This is a genomic window from Catenuloplanes nepalensis (assembly GCF_030811575.1).
GTDB lineage: Bacteria > Actinomycetota > Actinomycetes > Mycobacteriales > Micromonosporaceae > Catenuloplanes > Catenuloplanes nepalensis.
Map to the genome: position 1 here is coordinate 9,429,112 of NZ_JAUSRA010000001.1, position 17,303 is coordinate 9,446,414.

Here is a 17,303-nt window from a genome sequence, read left to right on the forward strand (position 1 = left end):
TTATACGGCTCTTGTCGCTCTGGTCACCAGACCGTAGGGGCGTGCGTGACCCACGCCCAGTGGGCGAAGGCACGCGGTCGTTTCCGGACGGCATTGTTCCAGGACGTCCGGGCTTTCCTGCTACCCCGCAACCGTTTGTACTTCCGGCGGACCCACCGCAGCAGGTAGGCGTTGATGCGTTCCAGGAGGGGATATAGGGCAGATCGATAGAACGCCCCGTAATGGTTCATCCAACCCCGGACGATCGGGTTTATCCAATCGGCGAGGTCCTTCTCGGTCAGGCTTGTGCGATGGTGCAGCCGCCACGACCGCACCTCGGCACTGATCCTCTTCAGGGCTTGTTTACTGATCGCCGGCAGGAACGACAAGAACATCGCCCCTTCCCTTGACCGCGCCGAGCGTCGCCGGAAGCCGTAGCCGAGGAAGACAAATTCGGTGTGTTCGTACGAGCCACGCCGGTTGTCGTCCTGGCAGTAAACTATCCGGGTCTTCTCCGGATGCAACTCCAGCCCTACCTGGGTCATCCGTTTCGTGATCTCCGCCAGCACATACCGAGCCTGGCGTTCACTGACGCAATGCACCACCACGTCATCCACATAGCGCTCGAACCGAACCGCCGGAAACATGCGGGCCATCCACATGTCGAACGCATAGTGGAGAAACAGATTAGCCAGAACAGGTGAAACTGCGGATCCTTGTGGGGTTCCGCGATCTCGTTCCTGCAGAGTGCCGTCGGGTAGTTGCAGTGGCGCTTTCAACCAACGCTCCACATACAACAGGACCCACAGCTTATCAGTGTGCGCGGCGACCGCTTTCAACAGTAGATCCCACGGGACCGTGTCGAAGAACTTCCGAATGTCCAGATCGATCACCCAGTCGTTCTTCCAGCACCGTGAACGGCACACCGCTGCCGCGTCGACCGGGGACCGCCCCGGCCGGTAACCGTACGAGTCGGGGTGGAAGATCGGTTCGACCTCCGCCTCGATGACCCGCGCCGCCACCGTTTGAGCGATCCTGTCGCCGACCGTGGGCACGCCTAAAACTCGGACGCCTCCCCCGGTCTTCGGGATCTCCACGGCCCGCACCGGCGGTGGAAAATAGGTCCCTGACGACAGTCGATTCCAGATCTTGTAAAGGTTGTTCTTCAGATCCTTGTCGAATGCCTTCAGCGACACCGCGTCCACTCCCGGCGCACCCTTTTTCGCTTTCACCTTCTCGTACGCCTCCCAGACAGCCCGCTTCGATATCACGAACGGCTTGCCCGGTGCTTTCAACTCATCCACGCGACTCCTCCCAGCCAAGGCTGGTTGATCGAGTAAACCAGTCACGAACGACCCGACCCCTTTGCTCCACCTTCATTACAAAGGCTTCGTCGCTACTACGAGTCGGTCCGCCAGCGCGATCGGCAACGGTACTCAGTTCCTCACGGCTTCGGGCCGCCCGGAACGCTCCCTCTCACTCGCCAAAGAGCGGCGGGTAGTTTCCTCACGCGCCTTCTCCTGTTCCGTACGAAAGCCGCAGGCCGGGCTCGCGTCGCCTGTATGCCGGACACCGCCTGGCCAGTAAACTGGTCCCCGCCAGACTCATCCCGGGATTCCATTGACACCCCGGTTTCGATGTCATCTAGAATTTTCGACACGTCATCAGCGATTCGCTTTCGCTCGCCTTCCCGACCCCCACCTGACAATCTCGAATGGATGCCTTTTCCTCATCGTTCACCACAACAGTCTTCAGCTAATGCAGCATGAGGTGGTTTGAAGCCTCCCCCAGCAGGGCGACTCCGAAGGGCCAAACCTTCATCTTCCGTACAGCATCGCTACAAGAAGGAAATTCCTACATATCTCCACCCTTTCGCGTTCAGGACACAACAATGGCGCTTCCTTTGGGCGCCCGATGCCTCGCCGACCTGCGGGAATGTAGATCATCTTGGCTGGATCTTGCCGCTAAGGAAGCGCCCTTGGGCGCCCAGCCTGCTTCGCCTATTAGGCGGCGGATGGGTGTGCCACCGTCTGCGCGCGGGAGTGCGACCGCCTATACCTGCCCGGACATCTTCGAGCTCGCCGACGGGAACTTCGCAATTATCGGCACCGATCGAACCGATGAACTTCGCGAGCAGCTTCCCGATCGCAAGGCACCGGGCGCCTCGCGCTCGACATGTCGGCATTCGGCATCCGCTTAGAGAGTGCTCCTGGCGTCGATGCTGAAAGGCCAGGGCGTCCCGGGCGGGGAGCGTCCCTCACCCGGCGCTGGAAGGTCAACAGTGCTTCCCGGCTGCGAGATTGATCGCGCGAAACGACTAGTGATACATGGCGCACCGTATGAGCGCCTCATACGGTGCGCCATGTATCACTAGTCAGATGCGAGGGCGCCCGCCGGGTGTATTTACGGCGATATTTCGGGCGTCGCGCCCGCAGCCCGCTCGGCATTTCCACACTCTGGCGGCAATTTCCCGTCATACGGAAGATCGGCCGGCTATCGGAACCGATCTTCCACGATGCGGGATCGATCTCGGCGCCAAAAGCAGCCGGCAAGGCGACGCGCGGGATGAGCCGCCATGATCTCCGGGGGCGCGAGGTTGCTTTCGACCTTCTCGGACGTAGCCGACGTTCGAGGAAACGATCACTTGCGCTGTTGCGCCTCATTTTTTCAGAGTGGCTGCTGAATAATCCTCATAGATGCTTTCACGGCTCTCCACCGTTTCTTTCCAGAAAGCACGTACCGCGGGGCTGGCGAAGAGATATCGGACGTTGCTGATCATCTCCTCCCTGGACGCGATGTTCGTCGTGTGCTGCAGCCATGCGTGCTGGATGAGCAGGTTCGCATACATGTGCTGGCTCTGTGTCATCTCGTTGACGCCGGATTGGTGCGGCCATACCCTCGCGAGATGGGGCGTGTCGATCGCCATGTGGATCAGATCCATGTGTAGCTTTCGAAGGTCGATGTCGGCGCTGCGTTGCAACGCAGACTCGGCACGTTCAAGGATCGTGCGCTGCACAGCCGACTCCGCCCGCTGATCGCGAAGGTCTCGGGTCTGAAGGATCCAGGTGGTCGCCAGCGCGGCGACGGCCATGGTGGAGGCGACCGAGTTGACCACGCCGAAGGCATCACCGACGTCGCCCCATCGTGCCCAGGTCAGCGCGTCCTGCCCGCGCCCGAGCATCGCCACCATTCCCAGACCGGAGATGACGACGATCGTGGTGAGAAGTGCAGCGAAGGTGATCAGGGAGGGGTGGCTTTGGTGGACGGCAAGGATCTCTTACTCGGCGACCTCTTACCCTCAGCCATTGAAGCCCTCCCTGACACGACGAGCGCATGCAGCATCCGGTCGGCGCCGGGTATCTGCAGGCGTAGGGAGTCGCCAGCTCATACCGTGTGTTGAGTATGGCGTGCCGTTGCGGAGAGCGGTGGATTCCCGGCGTGAATGATGGTTTCACTCGGCCGGTGAAACGAGACTGCCAGACAGCAGATTGCGTCACCGCATTCAGATGCTTCCGTGATGGAATAGCGCGCTCCATACCGGAGCTCAATTGGCGAGTCGTGGCTGTAGCGGCCCGGGAACGCGAAGGGCGCGGGCCGAGATTCGGCCCGCGCCCTGCTCCCGAGCGGAGCTAGACTCGCTGGGTCTCGGTGGTGGCGGGGTGCAGTTCCGCGGTCGTCTCGCGAACGAAACGGCCGGTGGAGGCGCTGCGGTTGACCTCGCGGTCACCGTCGCTGTCGGAGCCGCCGACGTGCTCGGTCACCGTCGTGTCGGGGGAACGGTCGGCCGTGCTCTGCTTGACGAAACGGCCGCTCTTGGTGCTGCGGTTGACGTCGTGCTCGTTGCCTGCCATCGAAAAAGTCACTCCTCCGGCATCGTCTACGCTCATCTGTCTACCTGCATATTCGTACCCGTGATGAAGCGGCTCAAACCAGGGCGGCCACCGCGTCGTGGACGGCCACGCGATAGGGGTCGGGCTCGGCCCAGTTCCAGTTCGGGTGTGCGCGGTTGGTGAGCAGCACGACGACCAGCCGCCGGACCGGGTCGACCAGCAGGGACGTGCCGCTGAAGCCGGTGTGGCCGAACGTGCCGGGGGACGACAGCGCGCCCATGAACCACGGCTGGTTCATCACCACGCCGAGGCCGTAGTCGGCGGTCCGGCCGGGCCGCTCGCCGGGGGCGAGCGGCAACCCCGCGTTCGCGTTGGTCAGCATGCGGGAGACGATCGACGTGGAGAGCACCCGGGTGCCGCGGTACGTGCCGCCGTCCAGCAGCAGCTGGCCGAGCACGGCGACGTCGGCCGCGGTGGCGAAGATGCCGGCGTGGCCGGTCACGCCGCCGAGCGTGTCGCAGATGTCGTCGTGGACCCGGCCGCGCAGCAGACCGCGGGACGTGCGCGCGTCGGTGGCCGCGATCCGGTCGACGTCCGAGACCCAGTCGAGCGGCAGATAGCCGGTGCCGGTGAGGCCGAGCGGGCCGGTGACGTGCTCGCGCAGCGCCCGGTCCAGCCGCATCCCGGTCTGCTTCTCGATCAGCCGGCCGAGCACCATCGGGCCGACGCCGGAGTAGCGGAACACTGTGCCGGGCGCGGCCAGCGGCGGCGTCGTCAGGAAGCCGCGCGGGCTCGACGGCGAGACCGGCAGGCCGCTGGTGTGCGTGAGCAGCATCGCGGCGGTCACGCCGGGCGCGGTGAACTCCGGCAGGAAGCGGCTCAGCGGCGCGTCCAGGTCGAGCGTGCCGGCGTCGGCCAGGCGTAACGTCAGGACCGCGGTGAAGACCTTGGTGATCGACGCGAGGTCGAAGATCGAGTCGGGGCGCATCGGGACGCGCTCGGCGGCGGGCAGTTCCACCGGGCCGGCGCCGTACCGCAGCGCGTCACCGACCGTGGCGGTCGCCAGCGGCAGCCCGTCCTGCCAGGCCAGCGCCACCGCCCCGGCGTACCCCGGATGGTGTGGATTGTCGTTGTTGGGGGTGAGGTGCGCGGTCAGGACCGCCTCGAGAGCGGCGCTGCCCGCGGGGACCGGCGACGGAGGCGCAGCGGACGAGGCGGACGGGACGGCCGAGGGGGAGACGGCGGACGGGGCCACCCACCTGCCCGGGGATGCTGATGCGTCCGGCCGGGCGCAGCCACCGAAGCCGGCGGCCGCGCCCGCCAGAAGAGCAGATCTGACGAGGGTACGGCGGGAGACCGGCACGTCGACGATGATGGCACGCCGACGGGCCGGTCACAGCCCTACTTTCCGGTGAACGTCCACTTCGAGATCGACTCGCTGGAGTCGGTCAGGTTGGTGTTGCCGGTCGCACCGGCGAACCCGGCGTAGACCTTGGCCCCGCCGAACTTCGCGCCCAGGTCGATGTTGTGGCTGACCATCGCCGACCCCGGCTTGCCGGTGCTCTGGCTGGCGAAGACGGAGAGCCGCTTCGCCCCGGCGTCGTAGTCGACCCACACGTGGAACGCCTGGCCGAAGCGCATGTCGAAGTGCGGATCGGCCCAGGCCAGGTGGCTCTTGAGGTTGCCGTTGCCCATGATGCCGATGTGCTGCTGCCCGGCCGGGTCGCCGTGGCCGCTGCCGCTGTTGTCCCAGGTGTCGAACTCGACCGCGACGCTCGGGCTGATGCCGCTGTAGCCCATGGACTCGCCGGTCCCGGCCGCGATCGCACCCGCTCCCGCGCTCTGCAGCAGGAACGCCATGCCGTCGGTGGGCTGGCTGATCACCACGGTGAACGAGGTGCTGAACGACTTCGACGGGTCGATCGCGGTGGTCGAGTACGCACTGCCGACCTGGTTGGTGGCGCTGGTCAGGGCCAGCTTGCCACCGCTGACCTTCGCGGCGCCGTTGAGCCGCAGCCCGCCGGTGCCGCTGAAACTCGGGTAGCTGAACTTGACCGGTCCGGCGGCCTGCGGGGCCGGGGCGGCCGCGCCGGGAGCGGGCGAGGACTCGGCGGACGGGGACGCGGAACCGGACGCGCCCGGCGTCGCCGAACCGGACGGGGTGGGAGACGCGGACGCCGATGCCGACGCGGACGGGCCGGCCGACGCGGGTGTGCCACCGATCCGGGTGTCGAGCCGGTAGTACGACGTGTAGTCGGTGACCTTCTGCAGGTGCGCGCGGGTCACCGCGTCCGGGATGCCACCGGCGCGGCGGACCGTGTCCGGGCCGGAGTTGAACGCGGCGAGCGCGAGCATGTGCGGGTCGCCCTCGACGCCGCGCAGCTCGGCGGTCAGGATGCAGAGCGCGGTGCCGACCGCGGGGATGGCGACGGCCGGGTCCCACACGGAGCCACGCGGACCGTACCGCTCCCAGACGTCGCTGCGGAACTGGGCGATGCCCTCGCGCCCGGCCGCACCGAGGTGGTTCGGGTCGAACCCGGAGCCGGCCATCAGCTGGGCGGCCACGGTCGCGGCGGAGATCTCCGGGCAGCGCTTGCCCGCGGTGGCGACCAGCGGAACGAACGCCTCGGGGAGCGGTTTGGCCTCGGGTGCGTTCGAGGCGTCCTCGGCCAGCGGTGCGCCGGCCCGGCCGAACTGGGGGAGCTTCTCGTAGTAGGACGCGTAACCGGTGGCACGGTCGACGTAGCCGGCGGCCGCCTCGGGCACGTCCTTCGCGGCGACGACGGCCTCCTGGCCGGACCGGTACGCCGCGAGCGACAGCCGCCACGCGTCGCCGGTGAGGCCGGCCTGCCGCAGCTCGCCGCTGAGCGAGCACATCTTGTGTGCCATCGCGAGCACGGACGCATACGTGTCGGTGCGGGCGGCACCGGGCCACGGCGCCCACTTCTTCCAGTCCTCGTCGTCGAGGCCGGCCAGCCCGGAGCCACCGGACTCGGTGGCGGTGGCGGCCGGGTTCAGCCCGGACTCGGCCATCAGCTGCCCGGCGAGCCGGTGCGAGGAGAGCATCGGGCAGGAGTGCGCGGCGGTGAGGACGGCGGCGAGCTGCCGGTCGTCGACCGTGCCGCCGGTGAGGTCGTCGTCGGCGGCGATCGCGACGCCCCAACTGATGGTGGCGGCGGTCAGTGTGACGATCGCCAGTCCTGTGAGGACGATGCCGGTGGCGCCGCGGCCGGCATCGGCCAGCTTCCGGAGGCTCATCTGAGGCACAGCGTGGGAACCCTCTCTAGGCCTGATCCGCCCAGACTCTGGCTGAATCCGCAAGGAAAACGGATGCGGGTGCGCCTTAGTTCAATCCCCGACCGAAAAGAATGTGCCGCCACGGTACGTGACAGTAACGACACAGTGGATGGTCAGATCTCGGAGACCAGCGCGGCGAGGAGCGCGGCCCGGCCCGGCATCGCCGAGAGATCGACCCACTCGCCCTCCGCGTGCGCGTTCCCGCCGACCGCGCCCAGCCCGTCCAGCGTCGGCACGCCGCGCGCGGCCGTCAGGTTGCCGTCCGACGCGCCGCCGACGGCCACGCCCGGCGGCGCCGCCTGCCCGAGCCGCGCCGCCGCGTCGTGCGCCAGCCGGTGCAGCCCCGTGGACGCGCTCGGCGGCATCGGCGGCCGGGACACGCCGCCGGTCACCGTGATCGCCGCGCCCGGCAGCACCGGCCGCAGCCCGCGCAGCGCCGTCTCCACCCGGGTGAACTCCGCCGGATCGAAGCCGCGCATGTCGATCGTCAGCGCCGCGCTCGCCGGCACCGTGTTGTCGCTGGTCCCGGCCTCGGCCAGGGTGGGCGTGACCGTGGTGTCGCCGCGGCCGAGCGCGGCCACCGCGAGCGTCTGATGGGCCAGCTCGACCGCGGCGTTCACCCCGAGGTGCGGCTCCAGCCCGGCGTGCGCCGCGCGCCCGGCGACCTCCACCCGCCAACGCCCGATTCCCTTGCGCGCGGTCTTCAGCGCGCCGCCGGTCGCGCTCGGCTCGCAGATCAGCGCGGCCCGGGCGCCCGCCACGGCCTCGTCGATGAGCCCGCGCGATCCGGTCGAGCCGATCTCCTCGTCCGCGTTGACGATCACCGTGACGCCGTCCAGGGCCGGCAGCGTCGCCAGGCCGTGGAACAGCTGCACCAGCCCGGCCTTCATGTCGAAGCACCCCGGCCCGGTGGCGCGGTCGCCGTCGATCGCGAACGGCCACCGCGCCAGCGTGCCGACCGGCCACACCGTGTCGTGATGCCCGGCGACCAGCACCCGCGTCGCCCCGTGCCGCCACACCAGGTGGTGGCCGTGCCGTTCCGGGGCGCTCCCGAGCAGCCGGGTCCCGAGCGCCGCGACCACCCGCGCACTGATCGCCAGCGCCGCGTCATCCGCCGACGGCGACTCCACCGCCACCAGCGTGGCCAGATCGTCCGTCATGGTCCGTACATCCACCGCGCGCCTCCCTGAATTGACTAGACAATATGATGTGCCTATACAAACTGATGCGTCAAGAAGGAGATTCACCGACGAAGACAAGAGCTTCAGAGGCGACTTCCCGCTTCCGGCGTGGTGCGGCCCGGTTGCTCCCGACTCCGTTGCCCAGTCGGCGGCGGCTCGCCGCGAAGGATCATTGACCGACGCGAAAGAGAGGTCGAATATTGAAGTTGACCTCTCTTTCGTGTCGGTCAATGATCCTTCGGGCATGAGTGGTCGCGACAGCACGACCACCACGCCGGCTTCCGCTCGACGCTGTCCGAGCTATGGCGGAAATAATCCGAAATTTCGGGCTGATGCTTCCGGTCTCCGGGTAGGGCTCGCGGCTTCCGATGCCGAATGGGCAACGGAGTCGCTCCCGCGGGCAACGCTCGCGGCGGCCTCCGTCGCCGCTCCGGTCGCCGCGTCGGAGCCGGTGCCGACGCTGGTCACCGAAACCCACGCGATGCGCGGTGCCGCGCGTCCCGGCCGCAGCCCGGGTGGCGTGTTTCCCGGCGCGTGATCGGGGCCCCATGTCGTTCTAGGAACATGAGGGACGCCCTGATCTTGGGGGCGCCGATGGGGTGTGCGGGACCACCGCGAGACTTGCAGGGAGGAGCGCCAGCGACGACCGGTGCCGGGCACCGGTCGGCCGCAGGCGGCCTCCCTGCAGGTCCCAGCCCACTCACCACAACCCGAGCCCGGCCAAGCCCCGCCCAGCCAACGCTCCCACCAGAGCCCGCAGGCCCAAACCAGACCCGGCACGCTCCCGGTAGAACCGGTAGGCATCCTCGCGCTCGAAAACTCCGTAGAAAACGACCGGCATGCTCATCACCTACGTCGCGCGGCTCAGCGGGCCGATACCGGCGCCTGAGTGATCAATCAGTGGAGCAAAAGATAGGTCAACTTCGCTAGTTGACCTATCTTTTGCTCCACTGATTGATCACTCAGGGCTGGTGGGGAGCCCGTCCACCGAGATCTGCCACGCGGGCACGACAAAATATGGCGACATTTCGGGCGCGCAGCGCCCGGCTGGCGCAGCGCCCGGCTGGCGCAGCGCCCGGCTGGCGCAGCGCCCGGCTGGCGCAGCGCCCGGCTGGCGCAGCGCCCGGCTGGCGCGGTGGCCGGCTGGTGGAGTGCCGGGCTTGCGCGGTGGCGGGGGTCGCGTGGTCACCGGTGCGGACCTTCGGGCCCGGTAGCTCGCTGGGGCTGGTGCGGGGGTTCGGGTTGCGTGGTGGCTGGCTCGTGGGGCGCTCGGGGTGCGCGGTGGATGGGGCGAGGCCCCGGGTTGTGGGGGTTTGCGGGAGTGGCGGCGGACTTTGCGGGGAGGCCGCCTGCGGCCGGCCGGTGACCGATGCCACTTAGCCCAAGTCGAGTTTGACCCGAGGCCGGCCCGGCAGCAGCGCGCCGGCCTGCGGAAATCCTTTCGCCGCATCCGGCGGTGGACAGTTGGAGGCGGGCACGTGGTGTGCGAACGCGCAGGTCAAAGAGCATGATCAACTTAGGCTACGTGGCATTTGACCGGTGCCCGCGGGAGCACTCGGAACTCAGCCACGCCGGGAGCGGGAGAACCACTTTGTGGTCTTTGGTTCGGGTCTTCTGGCATTGCGAGCGACGGTGTGCCTAGATTGTCTAGACGATTGAGGAGGCACATGGAGCCGGCGTATCGGCGGATCGCCGCCGCCTATCGGGACAGGATCGCGTCGGGGGAGCTGGGCCCGGGGGTGCGGCTGCCCACGGAGCACGAGATCGCGGAGCAGTTCGGCGTGGTGCGGCAGACCGTGCGGAGCGGGCTCGGCGTGCTCGTGTCCGAGGGGCTGATCGTGGCGCGGCGGCCGCACGGCTACTTCGTGCGCGAGTGGGAACGGATGCTCTACCGGCCGCAGGAGAAGTCCCGTCCGATGCCGTCGCGGTCCACGATGGACCGGTTCTCGCAGCAGATCAGCGACGAGGGCCGGGTGCCCAGCATGCACATCGAGGTCGCGCTGGTGCAGGCCGCGCCGGATCTGGCGGAGCGGCTGCGGGTCGAGGCCGGCGCGACCGTGGTGATCCGGCGGCGGGTGCGTTTCATCAACGGCGAGCCGGTCAACATCAACGACTCGCACTTCCCACTCGAACTGGTCAAGGACTCGGAGATCATGTCGCCGGCCTACATCCCGCGCGGTACGGACGAGGTGCTCGCGGACCTCGGTCACCGGCAGGAGCGCGCGGTCGACGAGATCTTCGTCCGCATGCCCGCGCCGGACGAGATCCGGCGGCTCGGGCTCGGGCCGGGCACGCCGGTCGCGGTGCACTACGACACCGGTTACACCGCGGACGACCGCCCGGTGCAGTGCACGGTCAACGTGCTGCCCGGCGACCGCCACCGCATCGTTTTCGAGCGGCGGTGGCGAGCGGACGAACCGCTCAGCTGAGCAGCCACTTCTGCGCGGGAGTGCCGTTGCAGTCGTAAAGCTGTACCGGCGTGCCGTTGTCGAAGATGCCGCCGGTCACGTCCAGGCACTTGCCGCTCGGGATGCTGATCAGGTCGCCGCCCGCGCTGAGGCCGAACGTCTGCGAGAGGTCGCCGGTGCACGGCGCGATGTGCAGCTGACTGCCGATGTTCGGGCTGTCCGCCTGTATGCAGTTGCCGAGCACCTGTAGCGCGCCGGTGCCGGGCAGCGTGAACTTCGTGCCGGGCGTACCGTCGCAGTCCCAGATGTGGATCGGCTCGGGCGCGGCCGGGTTGCTGCCCGCGACCGCGAAGCACCGGTTGCTGCCCGCGTTGACCAGCGACCGGTCGGCCGCGACCGGCGTGATCACCTGCGGCGCGGCGGACGTGGGCGCGGCCGGGGTCGGCGAGGGCGCGTTCCGGGTCCGGGACGGCGTGGGTGACGGCGCGGCCGAGGGGGTGCGCGGCGCGGTGGTGGTCACGGTCGGCAGCGTGAAGTCCGGCTCGTTCGTGATGTTGCCGCCGCTGTTCGACGGGTTGAACACGCGTATGCCGAGCACGACCGCCAGCACCAGCACCACCACCAGCGCGCCGACCAGCAGGTAGAGCGAGCCGTTCTCGCCGCGGGAGCGCGGTGGCGGGCCACCGTACGGCGGCAGCGGCACGGACGGCGCCGGCGGGATCTCCACGGTCGGCCCGCCGTCCGGGCGGGTGGTCGCGGCCGGCAGCATCGTGGTCGGGCCGCCGGCCACGTGCCGGTGCCGGGCCTGGGACAGCGTGCCGACCGGCACGGCCTGCTGGTGCGCGGAGTGCGCCGCGCTGATCCCGCCGGACGCGGCCGCGTCCGGGTTGGCCCAGGTGCCGGAGGGCATGCCGGCGCCGGCATGCGCGGGTGCGCCGGAGAGCGCGTGCCGCAGCAGTCGTTCCGCCTCGAACGCGTCCACCCGGCGGGCCGGGTCGCGGCGCAGTAGGCCCTCCAGCGCGGGCAGCAGCGGCCCGGCGTTCTGTGGCATCGGCGGCAGCTCGGTGGCGAGCGCGGCCAGCGTGGCTATCGAGGAGGGCCGCGTGTACGGCGCGCGCCCCTCCACGGCCGCGTAGAGCGAGGCGCCCAGCGACCACAGGTCCGCGGACGCGCCGACCTGCCCGCCGGTGGCCCGCTCCGGCGCGAGGTAGGCCGGGGAGCCCATCACCACGCCGGTGCGCGTCATGCCCGGGTCGTCGGTCGCGGTGGCCAGGCCGAAGTCGGTGAGCACGATCCGGCCGTCCGCGCCGAGCAGCACGTTGGCCGGCTTGATGTCGCGGTGCAGCACGCCGACCGCGTGGGCGGCCCGCAGCGCGCCCAGCACCCGGATGCCGATCTCGGCCGCCCGGGCCGGCGTGATCGGCCCGTTCGCCGCGATCTCCTTCTGCAGCGAGGAGGAGTTCACGTACTCCATCACGATCCACGGTTCCTCGCCCGTGCGGAGCACGTCGAAGATGCGGACCACGTTGCTCTGGCTGACCTTCGCGATCGCGCGTGCCTCGCGCAGCGCGCGCTCCCGGAGCTCCTGCACCTCGTCGCCGGTCAGCCCGGCCGGGGGCACGATCTCCTTCAGCGCGACGTCGCGTTGCAGCATCTCGTCGCGTGCCAGCCAGACACGGCCCATGGCGCCCTGGCCGAGGGGGCGGAGGAGTCGATAGCGGCCGGCGATCTCGCGCTGCGGGGTGTCGGACACGAAGTGGACCGTACCCGGACGAAACCAGTGAGTTGATACCCGGTGCGTCAAACCTCGTCACACAGGCCCGCGACCGGCCCGGACGCCACTATCGGATCTCTGTCACTGAACGTTTCGCCGCCGGTCGCCAGGTTTACCCGGTGGACATCCTGTTCCGGCCGGCGCGCTTGGCGGCGTAGAGACATTCGTCGGCCCGCTTCACGAGCGAGTCGACGTCGCGATCCGGGTGGGGGAGCGCGGCCGCGACCCCGATGCTGACCGTGACGATGCCGTGCGGGGAGAGTGCATGCGGCTCGCGCAGCGCCTCGACCGCGGACCGTACGCGTTCGGCCACCACCAGTGCGTCGGCGAGCGGTGTCTCCGGCAGGATGATGCAGAACTCCTCGCCGCCGTAGCGGGCCACGTGGTCGGTGGAGCGCACGTGCTCGGCCACGGTCGCGGCGACCGTCGCCAGGCAACGGTCGCCGCCCTGGTGGCCGTAGTGGTCGTTGTACCCCTTGAAGTGGTCGATGTCGATCATTGCGACGGAGAGCGGGTGCCGGGGCCGGGCCGCCCGCCGCCACTCCGCCGCGAGCAGCGAGTCCAGCCGGCGGCGGTTCGTCAGCCCGGTCAGCGGATCGGTGACCGCGAGCTGCTCCAGCCGCGCGTTCGCCTCCTCCAGTTCCCGGGTCCGGTCCGCGATCTTCGCCTCCAGCGACGCGTAGAGCTGCGCGTTCTCCAGTGACACCGCGAGCTGACCGGTGACCAGGCGGACCGCGTCCAGCCGGTCCGCGGTGAACGCGTTGCGGCTGCTGCGGTTCTCCAGGATCAGCACCGCGCGGTCCTCGCCGCGCGCCACCACCGGCAGCGCGAGCAGCGCGCACCGGGCCACGCCCGCGAAGTACTCGTCCCGGGCGAACCGGTCGTCGCGCACCGCGTCCTCGCTCACCACGGCGGCGCGGGTGCGCTGCACGTAGCGGATCACCGAGCGCGGGCCGGCGTCCGTGTCGGACGCGACCAGCAGCACGCCGGTCGCGCCGGTCAGCGCGCGCAGCACCTCGTCGACGCGTTCGCGCAGCGCGTGCACGCGGGTCTCCGAGCTGAGTGTGCGGGTCGCGTCCAGCACGCCGAGCAGGTCGATGTCGGAGTTGTCCAGGCTGCCGGTGCGGAGCACCCCGCCGGGATCGACCTGCCGGCCGCGCAGCCACTGGTGTGCGGTCTCCAGCGCGCGGACCTTCGCGGTCGCGCCCCACGCGGCGTAGCCGTCCCGGGCCAGCCGCAGCAGCCCGTCGCCGGCGTACTCGTTTCCCTCGGTCAGCTGGAACTCGGCTGCCCGCTCCGCGATGACCGCGTAGTGCCAGGGGCGCCGCCGGCCGCTCACCTCGCGCAGCGCCCGGTCGTAGGCGACGGTCGCGGTCCACCGGTCGCCGTCCCGGCGGGCGCGTTCCGCCTCGGCCAGCGAGGCAAGGTGCGAGAAGTTGCCGGGTGCGTCCTCGGCCCGGGCGGCCAGCCACGCGGCGGCGCGGTCGAGGTCGACGCCGGTCAGCACGCACAGCAGGGTGGTCGTGGTGACCAGGTAGAAGCCCGGGTTCCGGGGCATCAGCGCCGCGGCCGCCGCGGTCGAGGCCCGGGCCGCCTCCCCGTCGCCTGCGATCAGCGCGGCCAGCCCGCGCAGCGCGTGCGCGGTGTGCGCGGCCGGTGCGTTCCCGCCGACCGTGGCCAGGTGCGCGGCCTCGTCGAACACGTCGTCGGTGAAGGCGCCCGGCGACCGCGTCTCGCCGCGCATCGCACGCACGAACTGCCGGTACGCGCCCTGGATCAGTCCGGCCTGGGCGTGCCCGACGCGTCGCGCGTACCGGAGCGCGGCCGTGACCTGCTCGTCCAGCGCGCCGAGCGAGCCGGAGTCGAGCACGTAGGCGGCCAGTCCACTGCAGGTCAGCCCGGCCTGGGTGGTCACGCCCGCGCGCATCAGCCCGGTGAACGCGGTGCGCCCGACCGGCAGTACGTCCTCCAGCCGCTCGTGCCAGTGCCCGGTCCACGACACCAGGATGAACCGCAGCTCGGCGGCGGACCGCTCCCATCCGCGCCGTTCGCACTCGGCCAGCAGGTGCCGGCCGATGCGGTACCCGCTGCGGTAGTCGTCGCGCGCCGAGATCAGCCCGAATCCGCTCGCCGCGACCGGCCCGGCCAGCCACGCCGCCGGGCCGTCCGTCACCCACAGCCGGTGCGCGGTCGTCTGTAGCCAACCCATGATCAGCGGTCCGGCCACCAGCGCGTTCGGCAGCAGCGCGTTGACCAGCCGCGCCCGTGCCTGGTGTGCGCGGTCCTGGTTCTCCGGGCGCGGGTCGCCGTCCTCCGGCAGCGCCGCCGCCCACTCGGCCAGCCCCAGCATGCCGGCCTCGGCCAGCGCGTGCAGCTCCGCAGGCGCCCGCACGAACGGCACGCCGATCCGGGTGAGCAGGTCGCTGCCCAGCTCCAGCGCGTCGGCGAACCGGGCCCGGCTGTTCAGCGAGCCGATCTGCACGCACGCGCTGGGCACCCGGCCGATCGGATCCGGGCAGTTGATCTCGATGTACCGGTACTCCTCGTCCGCCTCGGCCAGCCGTCCCAGCCGGCAGAGCGTGGCGTGCCGCTCCGCGTGCAGCAGCAACAGCGCGTTCCGGTCGGCGCCGTCGTCGACGCGCAGCGCCGCGGACAGGAACCGCTCGGTGCGCTCCGGGTCGAGGATCCGGAGCGCGTCAGCCGCCTCCGCGAACAACGGCCCGGCCAGCGCCCGGTCGTCCGCGCCGGTCAGCGGTTCCGCCTCGAGCAGCAGCTCGGCGGCGACGCGGCGATACGCGGGATCCGCCGCCAGCCGCCGCGCGATCCCGGCCCGGGCCGCGACCGCGCCGTGCCGCAGCGCGTCGCGTACCCGCTCGTGGGTGATCCGCACGCATTCGCCGGCGAACGCGGCCAGCCCGTCGTCGAGCGCGGGCGTCAGCGCGTCCAGCACCGCGCCGGCCGGCCGCCCGCACGCGGCGCCCAACAGTTCCGGCGCGGCGTCCCCGCCCAGGCAGGCGGTCGCCGTCAGCAGCGCGCGGGCGGGTTCCGGCAGCGCGCGGATCCGGGCCGCCAGCCGCTCGCCCGCGTCGCCCTCGCCGAGGTGCCGGCGCAGCCCGTCCGGGTCCCAGGCCCAGCCGTCCGCGCCGATCCACAGCGTCCCGGTCGCGCGCAGCTCGTTGAGCAGCGCCAGCGTCTCCGCGGGGTGACCGCCGGTGCGCTCGTGCGCGGCGGCGGCGAGACCGGCCGGGTCCGCCACCGGCGCGCGCAGCACCTCCGTGATCAGCTGCGCGACCGCGTCCAGCGTCAGCCCGCCGAGGCGCAGCCGGAGCGTCTCGCCGGCCGTCTCGGTCAGCACCGGGACCGGGTCGCGGTGCGTGACCACCAGCGTCACGCCCGGGATCGGATCCGCGGCCGCGACCGCCTCGATCGACCGGGCCGCGATCTGTGGCGCCAGGTGAAAATCATCGAGCGCGAGCACCAGCGGGTACGCGGGGGAGGCCACCGCCCGCAGCACCGCGGACGTCACCTGCACCAGCCGGTTCTCCACCTGCGCGGAGTCCAGCGGCCCCGGCGCCGGCGCGGGTTCGAGGCCCAGGACCAGCCCGAGCTCCGGCACGATCGCGGCGGTCAGCTCCGCGTTCTCGCCCATCGCCGCACGCAGCCGGTCCCGCGTCGCGGAGAGCACGGTCTCCGGCTCGGTCAGCAGCAGTCCGCCGAGCGCCTGGAACGCCTCGCGCAGCCCGTCCGCGTCCCCGTCCGCCCGCCGCGGATCGCAGCGCCCGCTCACGAACCGCGCGCCCGCGTCCTCGGCCAGCGACCGGATCTCGGCCAGCAGGCTGGTCCGCCCGATCCCGGGCGGCCCGCCGATCGTGACCAGCGGCACGCCGGTGGTCACGGCCGTGCGCAGCGCCGCGAGTTCCGCGGCCCGGCCGGCCGGGCGCGGAGGTGCCACCAGCCGCGCCGGAAAGTCCCGTTCGCCGAGCGTGAAGCCGGTCAGCCGGCGCCGGGCCACCCGGTCCAGGTCGTGCGCCAGCCCTTCCGCGCTCTGGTAGCGGCGGTCCGGCTCCTTCTCCAGCAGCCGCATCACGATCGCGGAGAGCACGATCGGCACGTCCTCGCTCAGCACGGCCGGTTCCTCCGGCACCGCGACCAGGATGTCGTGCACCAGCCGCAACGGGTCGGGGTCCGGTGTGTCCCCGCCGAACGGTGCCCGGCCGGTCAGCGCGGCATAGAGCGTGGCGCCCAGCCCGTACAGGTCGGCGCGCTGGTCCACGCCGCGGCCGGTGCGCCCGGTCTGCTCCGGCGCGACGTAGCCGAGCGTGCCGACCAGCCGGCCCGCGTCCGGCCCGTCCACCTGCGCGGTGGCCAGGCCGAAGTCGATCAGCGTGGGCGTGCCGTCCGGGCCGAGCAGCACGTTCGCCGGCGTGATGTCGCGGTGCAGCAGCCCGCGCCGGTGCAGCCCGGCCAGCGTGCCGGCCAGCCCGGTGGCGAGCCGGAGCGCGTCCGCCACCGGCAGCGGGCCGTCCGCCAGCGCGGCGCCGAGCGTCCGGCCACCCTCGGGGTCGACCAGCGCCAGGATGTCGTCGTCGCCGGCCTCGGCGAGCGCCGGCACGCCGGGCACGCCGGCCGCGCGCTCCAGCATCGCGCGCTCGTGCCGGGCTCGCTCCTCCGCGCCGGGCCCGAGCAGCCGCTTGAGCACCACGCCGCCGGCCCGGCGCGTCACGAGGGTGCGCTCGCTCTCGTAGAGCACCTCGTCGACCAGGACCCTCACGGCCGTGCCTCCAGCGGACGTCGTCCGGGCACCGGGAAGGCACCCGTCATGCTCCCATTCGGC

General features: G+C 70.9%; 10 protein-coding genes. 2 read left to right on the plus strand and 8 right to left on the minus strand.

Going from position 1 to position 17,303, the window contains the following annotated elements; genetic code table 11:
- Positions 1-23: 23 nt before the first annotated feature.
- The 6 genes from ltrA to J2S43_RS41125 all read right to left on the minus strand — a co-directional run bounded on the left by ltrA (position 24) and on the right by J2S43_RS41125 (position 8,281).
- Positions 24-1,283: a group II intron reverse transcriptase/maturase gene (gene ltrA / locus J2S43_RS41100; RefSeq protein WP_306838028.1), complete on the minus strand. Its 1,260-nt coding sequence runs from the start codon at positions 1,281-1,283 to the stop codon at positions 24-26.
- A gap of 1,355 nt (positions 1,284-2,638) precedes the next feature.
- Positions 2,639-3,169: a DUF6082 family protein gene (locus J2S43_RS41105; protein WP_306838757.1), complete on the minus strand. Its 531-nt coding sequence runs from the start codon at positions 3,167-3,169 to the stop codon at positions 2,639-2,641.
- 439 nt (positions 3,170-3,608) lie between these two features.
- Positions 3,609-3,830, minus strand: coding sequence for a hypothetical protein (locus J2S43_RS41110; RefSeq protein WP_306838759.1), 222 nt, complete (start codon positions 3,828-3,830; stop codon positions 3,609-3,611).
- Between the two features lie 73 nt (positions 3,831-3,903).
- Positions 3,904-5,172 carry a serine hydrolase domain-containing protein gene (locus J2S43_RS41115; RefSeq protein ID WP_306838761.1) on the minus strand — a complete coding sequence of 423 codons (1,269 nt, stop codon included), beginning with the start codon at positions 5,170-5,172 and terminating at the stop codon, positions 3,904-3,906.
- A 38-nt stretch (positions 5,173-5,210) separates the two neighbouring features.
- Positions 5,211-7,067, minus strand: coding sequence for a lectin-like domain-containing protein (locus J2S43_RS41120; RefSeq protein ID WP_306838764.1), 1,857 nt, complete (start codon positions 7,065-7,067; stop codon positions 5,211-5,213).
- 152 nt (positions 7,068-7,219) lie between these two features.
- The gene (locus J2S43_RS41125) at positions 7,220-8,281 is read right to left on the minus strand and encodes a M20 family metallopeptidase (protein ID WP_306838766.1); all 1,062 of its coding nucleotides are present in this window, start codon (positions 8,279-8,281) and stop codon (positions 7,220-7,222) included.
- 178 nt (positions 8,282-8,459) lie between these two features.
- Between J2S43_RS41125 and J2S43_RS41130 the strand changes: the two genes are divergently transcribed.
- Together J2S43_RS41130 and J2S43_RS41135 are read left to right on the plus strand one after the other, a co-directional pair.
- Positions 8,460-8,825, plus strand: coding sequence for a hypothetical protein (locus J2S43_RS41130; protein ID WP_306838768.1), 366 nt, complete (start codon positions 8,460-8,462; stop codon positions 8,823-8,825).
- Between the two features lie 1,129 nt (positions 8,826-9,954).
- A complete protein-coding gene (locus J2S43_RS41135; RefSeq protein WP_306838771.1) occupies positions 9,955-10,716 on the plus strand; it encodes a GntR family transcriptional regulator in 762 nt (253 codons plus the stop codon).
- Here the strand turns inward: J2S43_RS41135 and J2S43_RS41140 are convergent.
- Complete coding sequence (locus tag J2S43_RS41140; RefSeq protein ID WP_306838773.1) at positions 10,709-12,448, minus strand: serine/threonine protein kinase; 1,740 nt, start codon at positions 12,446-12,448, stop codon at positions 10,709-10,711. The two genes, J2S43_RS41135 and J2S43_RS41140, sit on opposite strands and share 8 nt — an antisense overlap.
- A 133-nt stretch (positions 12,449-12,581) precedes the next feature.
- Positions 12,582-17,240, minus strand: a complete 4,659-nt coding sequence (locus J2S43_RS41145) for a diguanylate cyclase (protein WP_306838776.1) — start codon at positions 17,238-17,240, stop codon at positions 12,582-12,584.
- Positions 17,241-17,303 lie beyond the last annotated feature (63 nt).

Excerpts from the sequence above, each read along its gene's own strand:
- J2S43_RS41105 (WP_306838757.1), bottom strand. The coding sequence starts at position 3,169 with ATGGTGGCGATGCTCGGGCGCGGGCAGGACGCGCTGACCTGGGCACGA.
- J2S43_RS41110 (WP_306838759.1), bottom strand. The coding sequence starts at position 3,830 with ATGGCAGGCAACGAGCACGACGTCAACCGCAGCACCAAGAGCGGCCGT.
- J2S43_RS41120 (WP_306838764.1), bottom strand. The coding sequence starts at position 7,067 with ATGAGCCTCCGGAAGCTGGCCGATGCCGGCCGCGGCGCCACCGGCATC.
- J2S43_RS41135 (WP_306838771.1), top strand. The coding sequence starts at position 9,955 with ATGGAGCCGGCGTATCGGCGGATCGCCGCCGCCTATCGGGACAGGATC.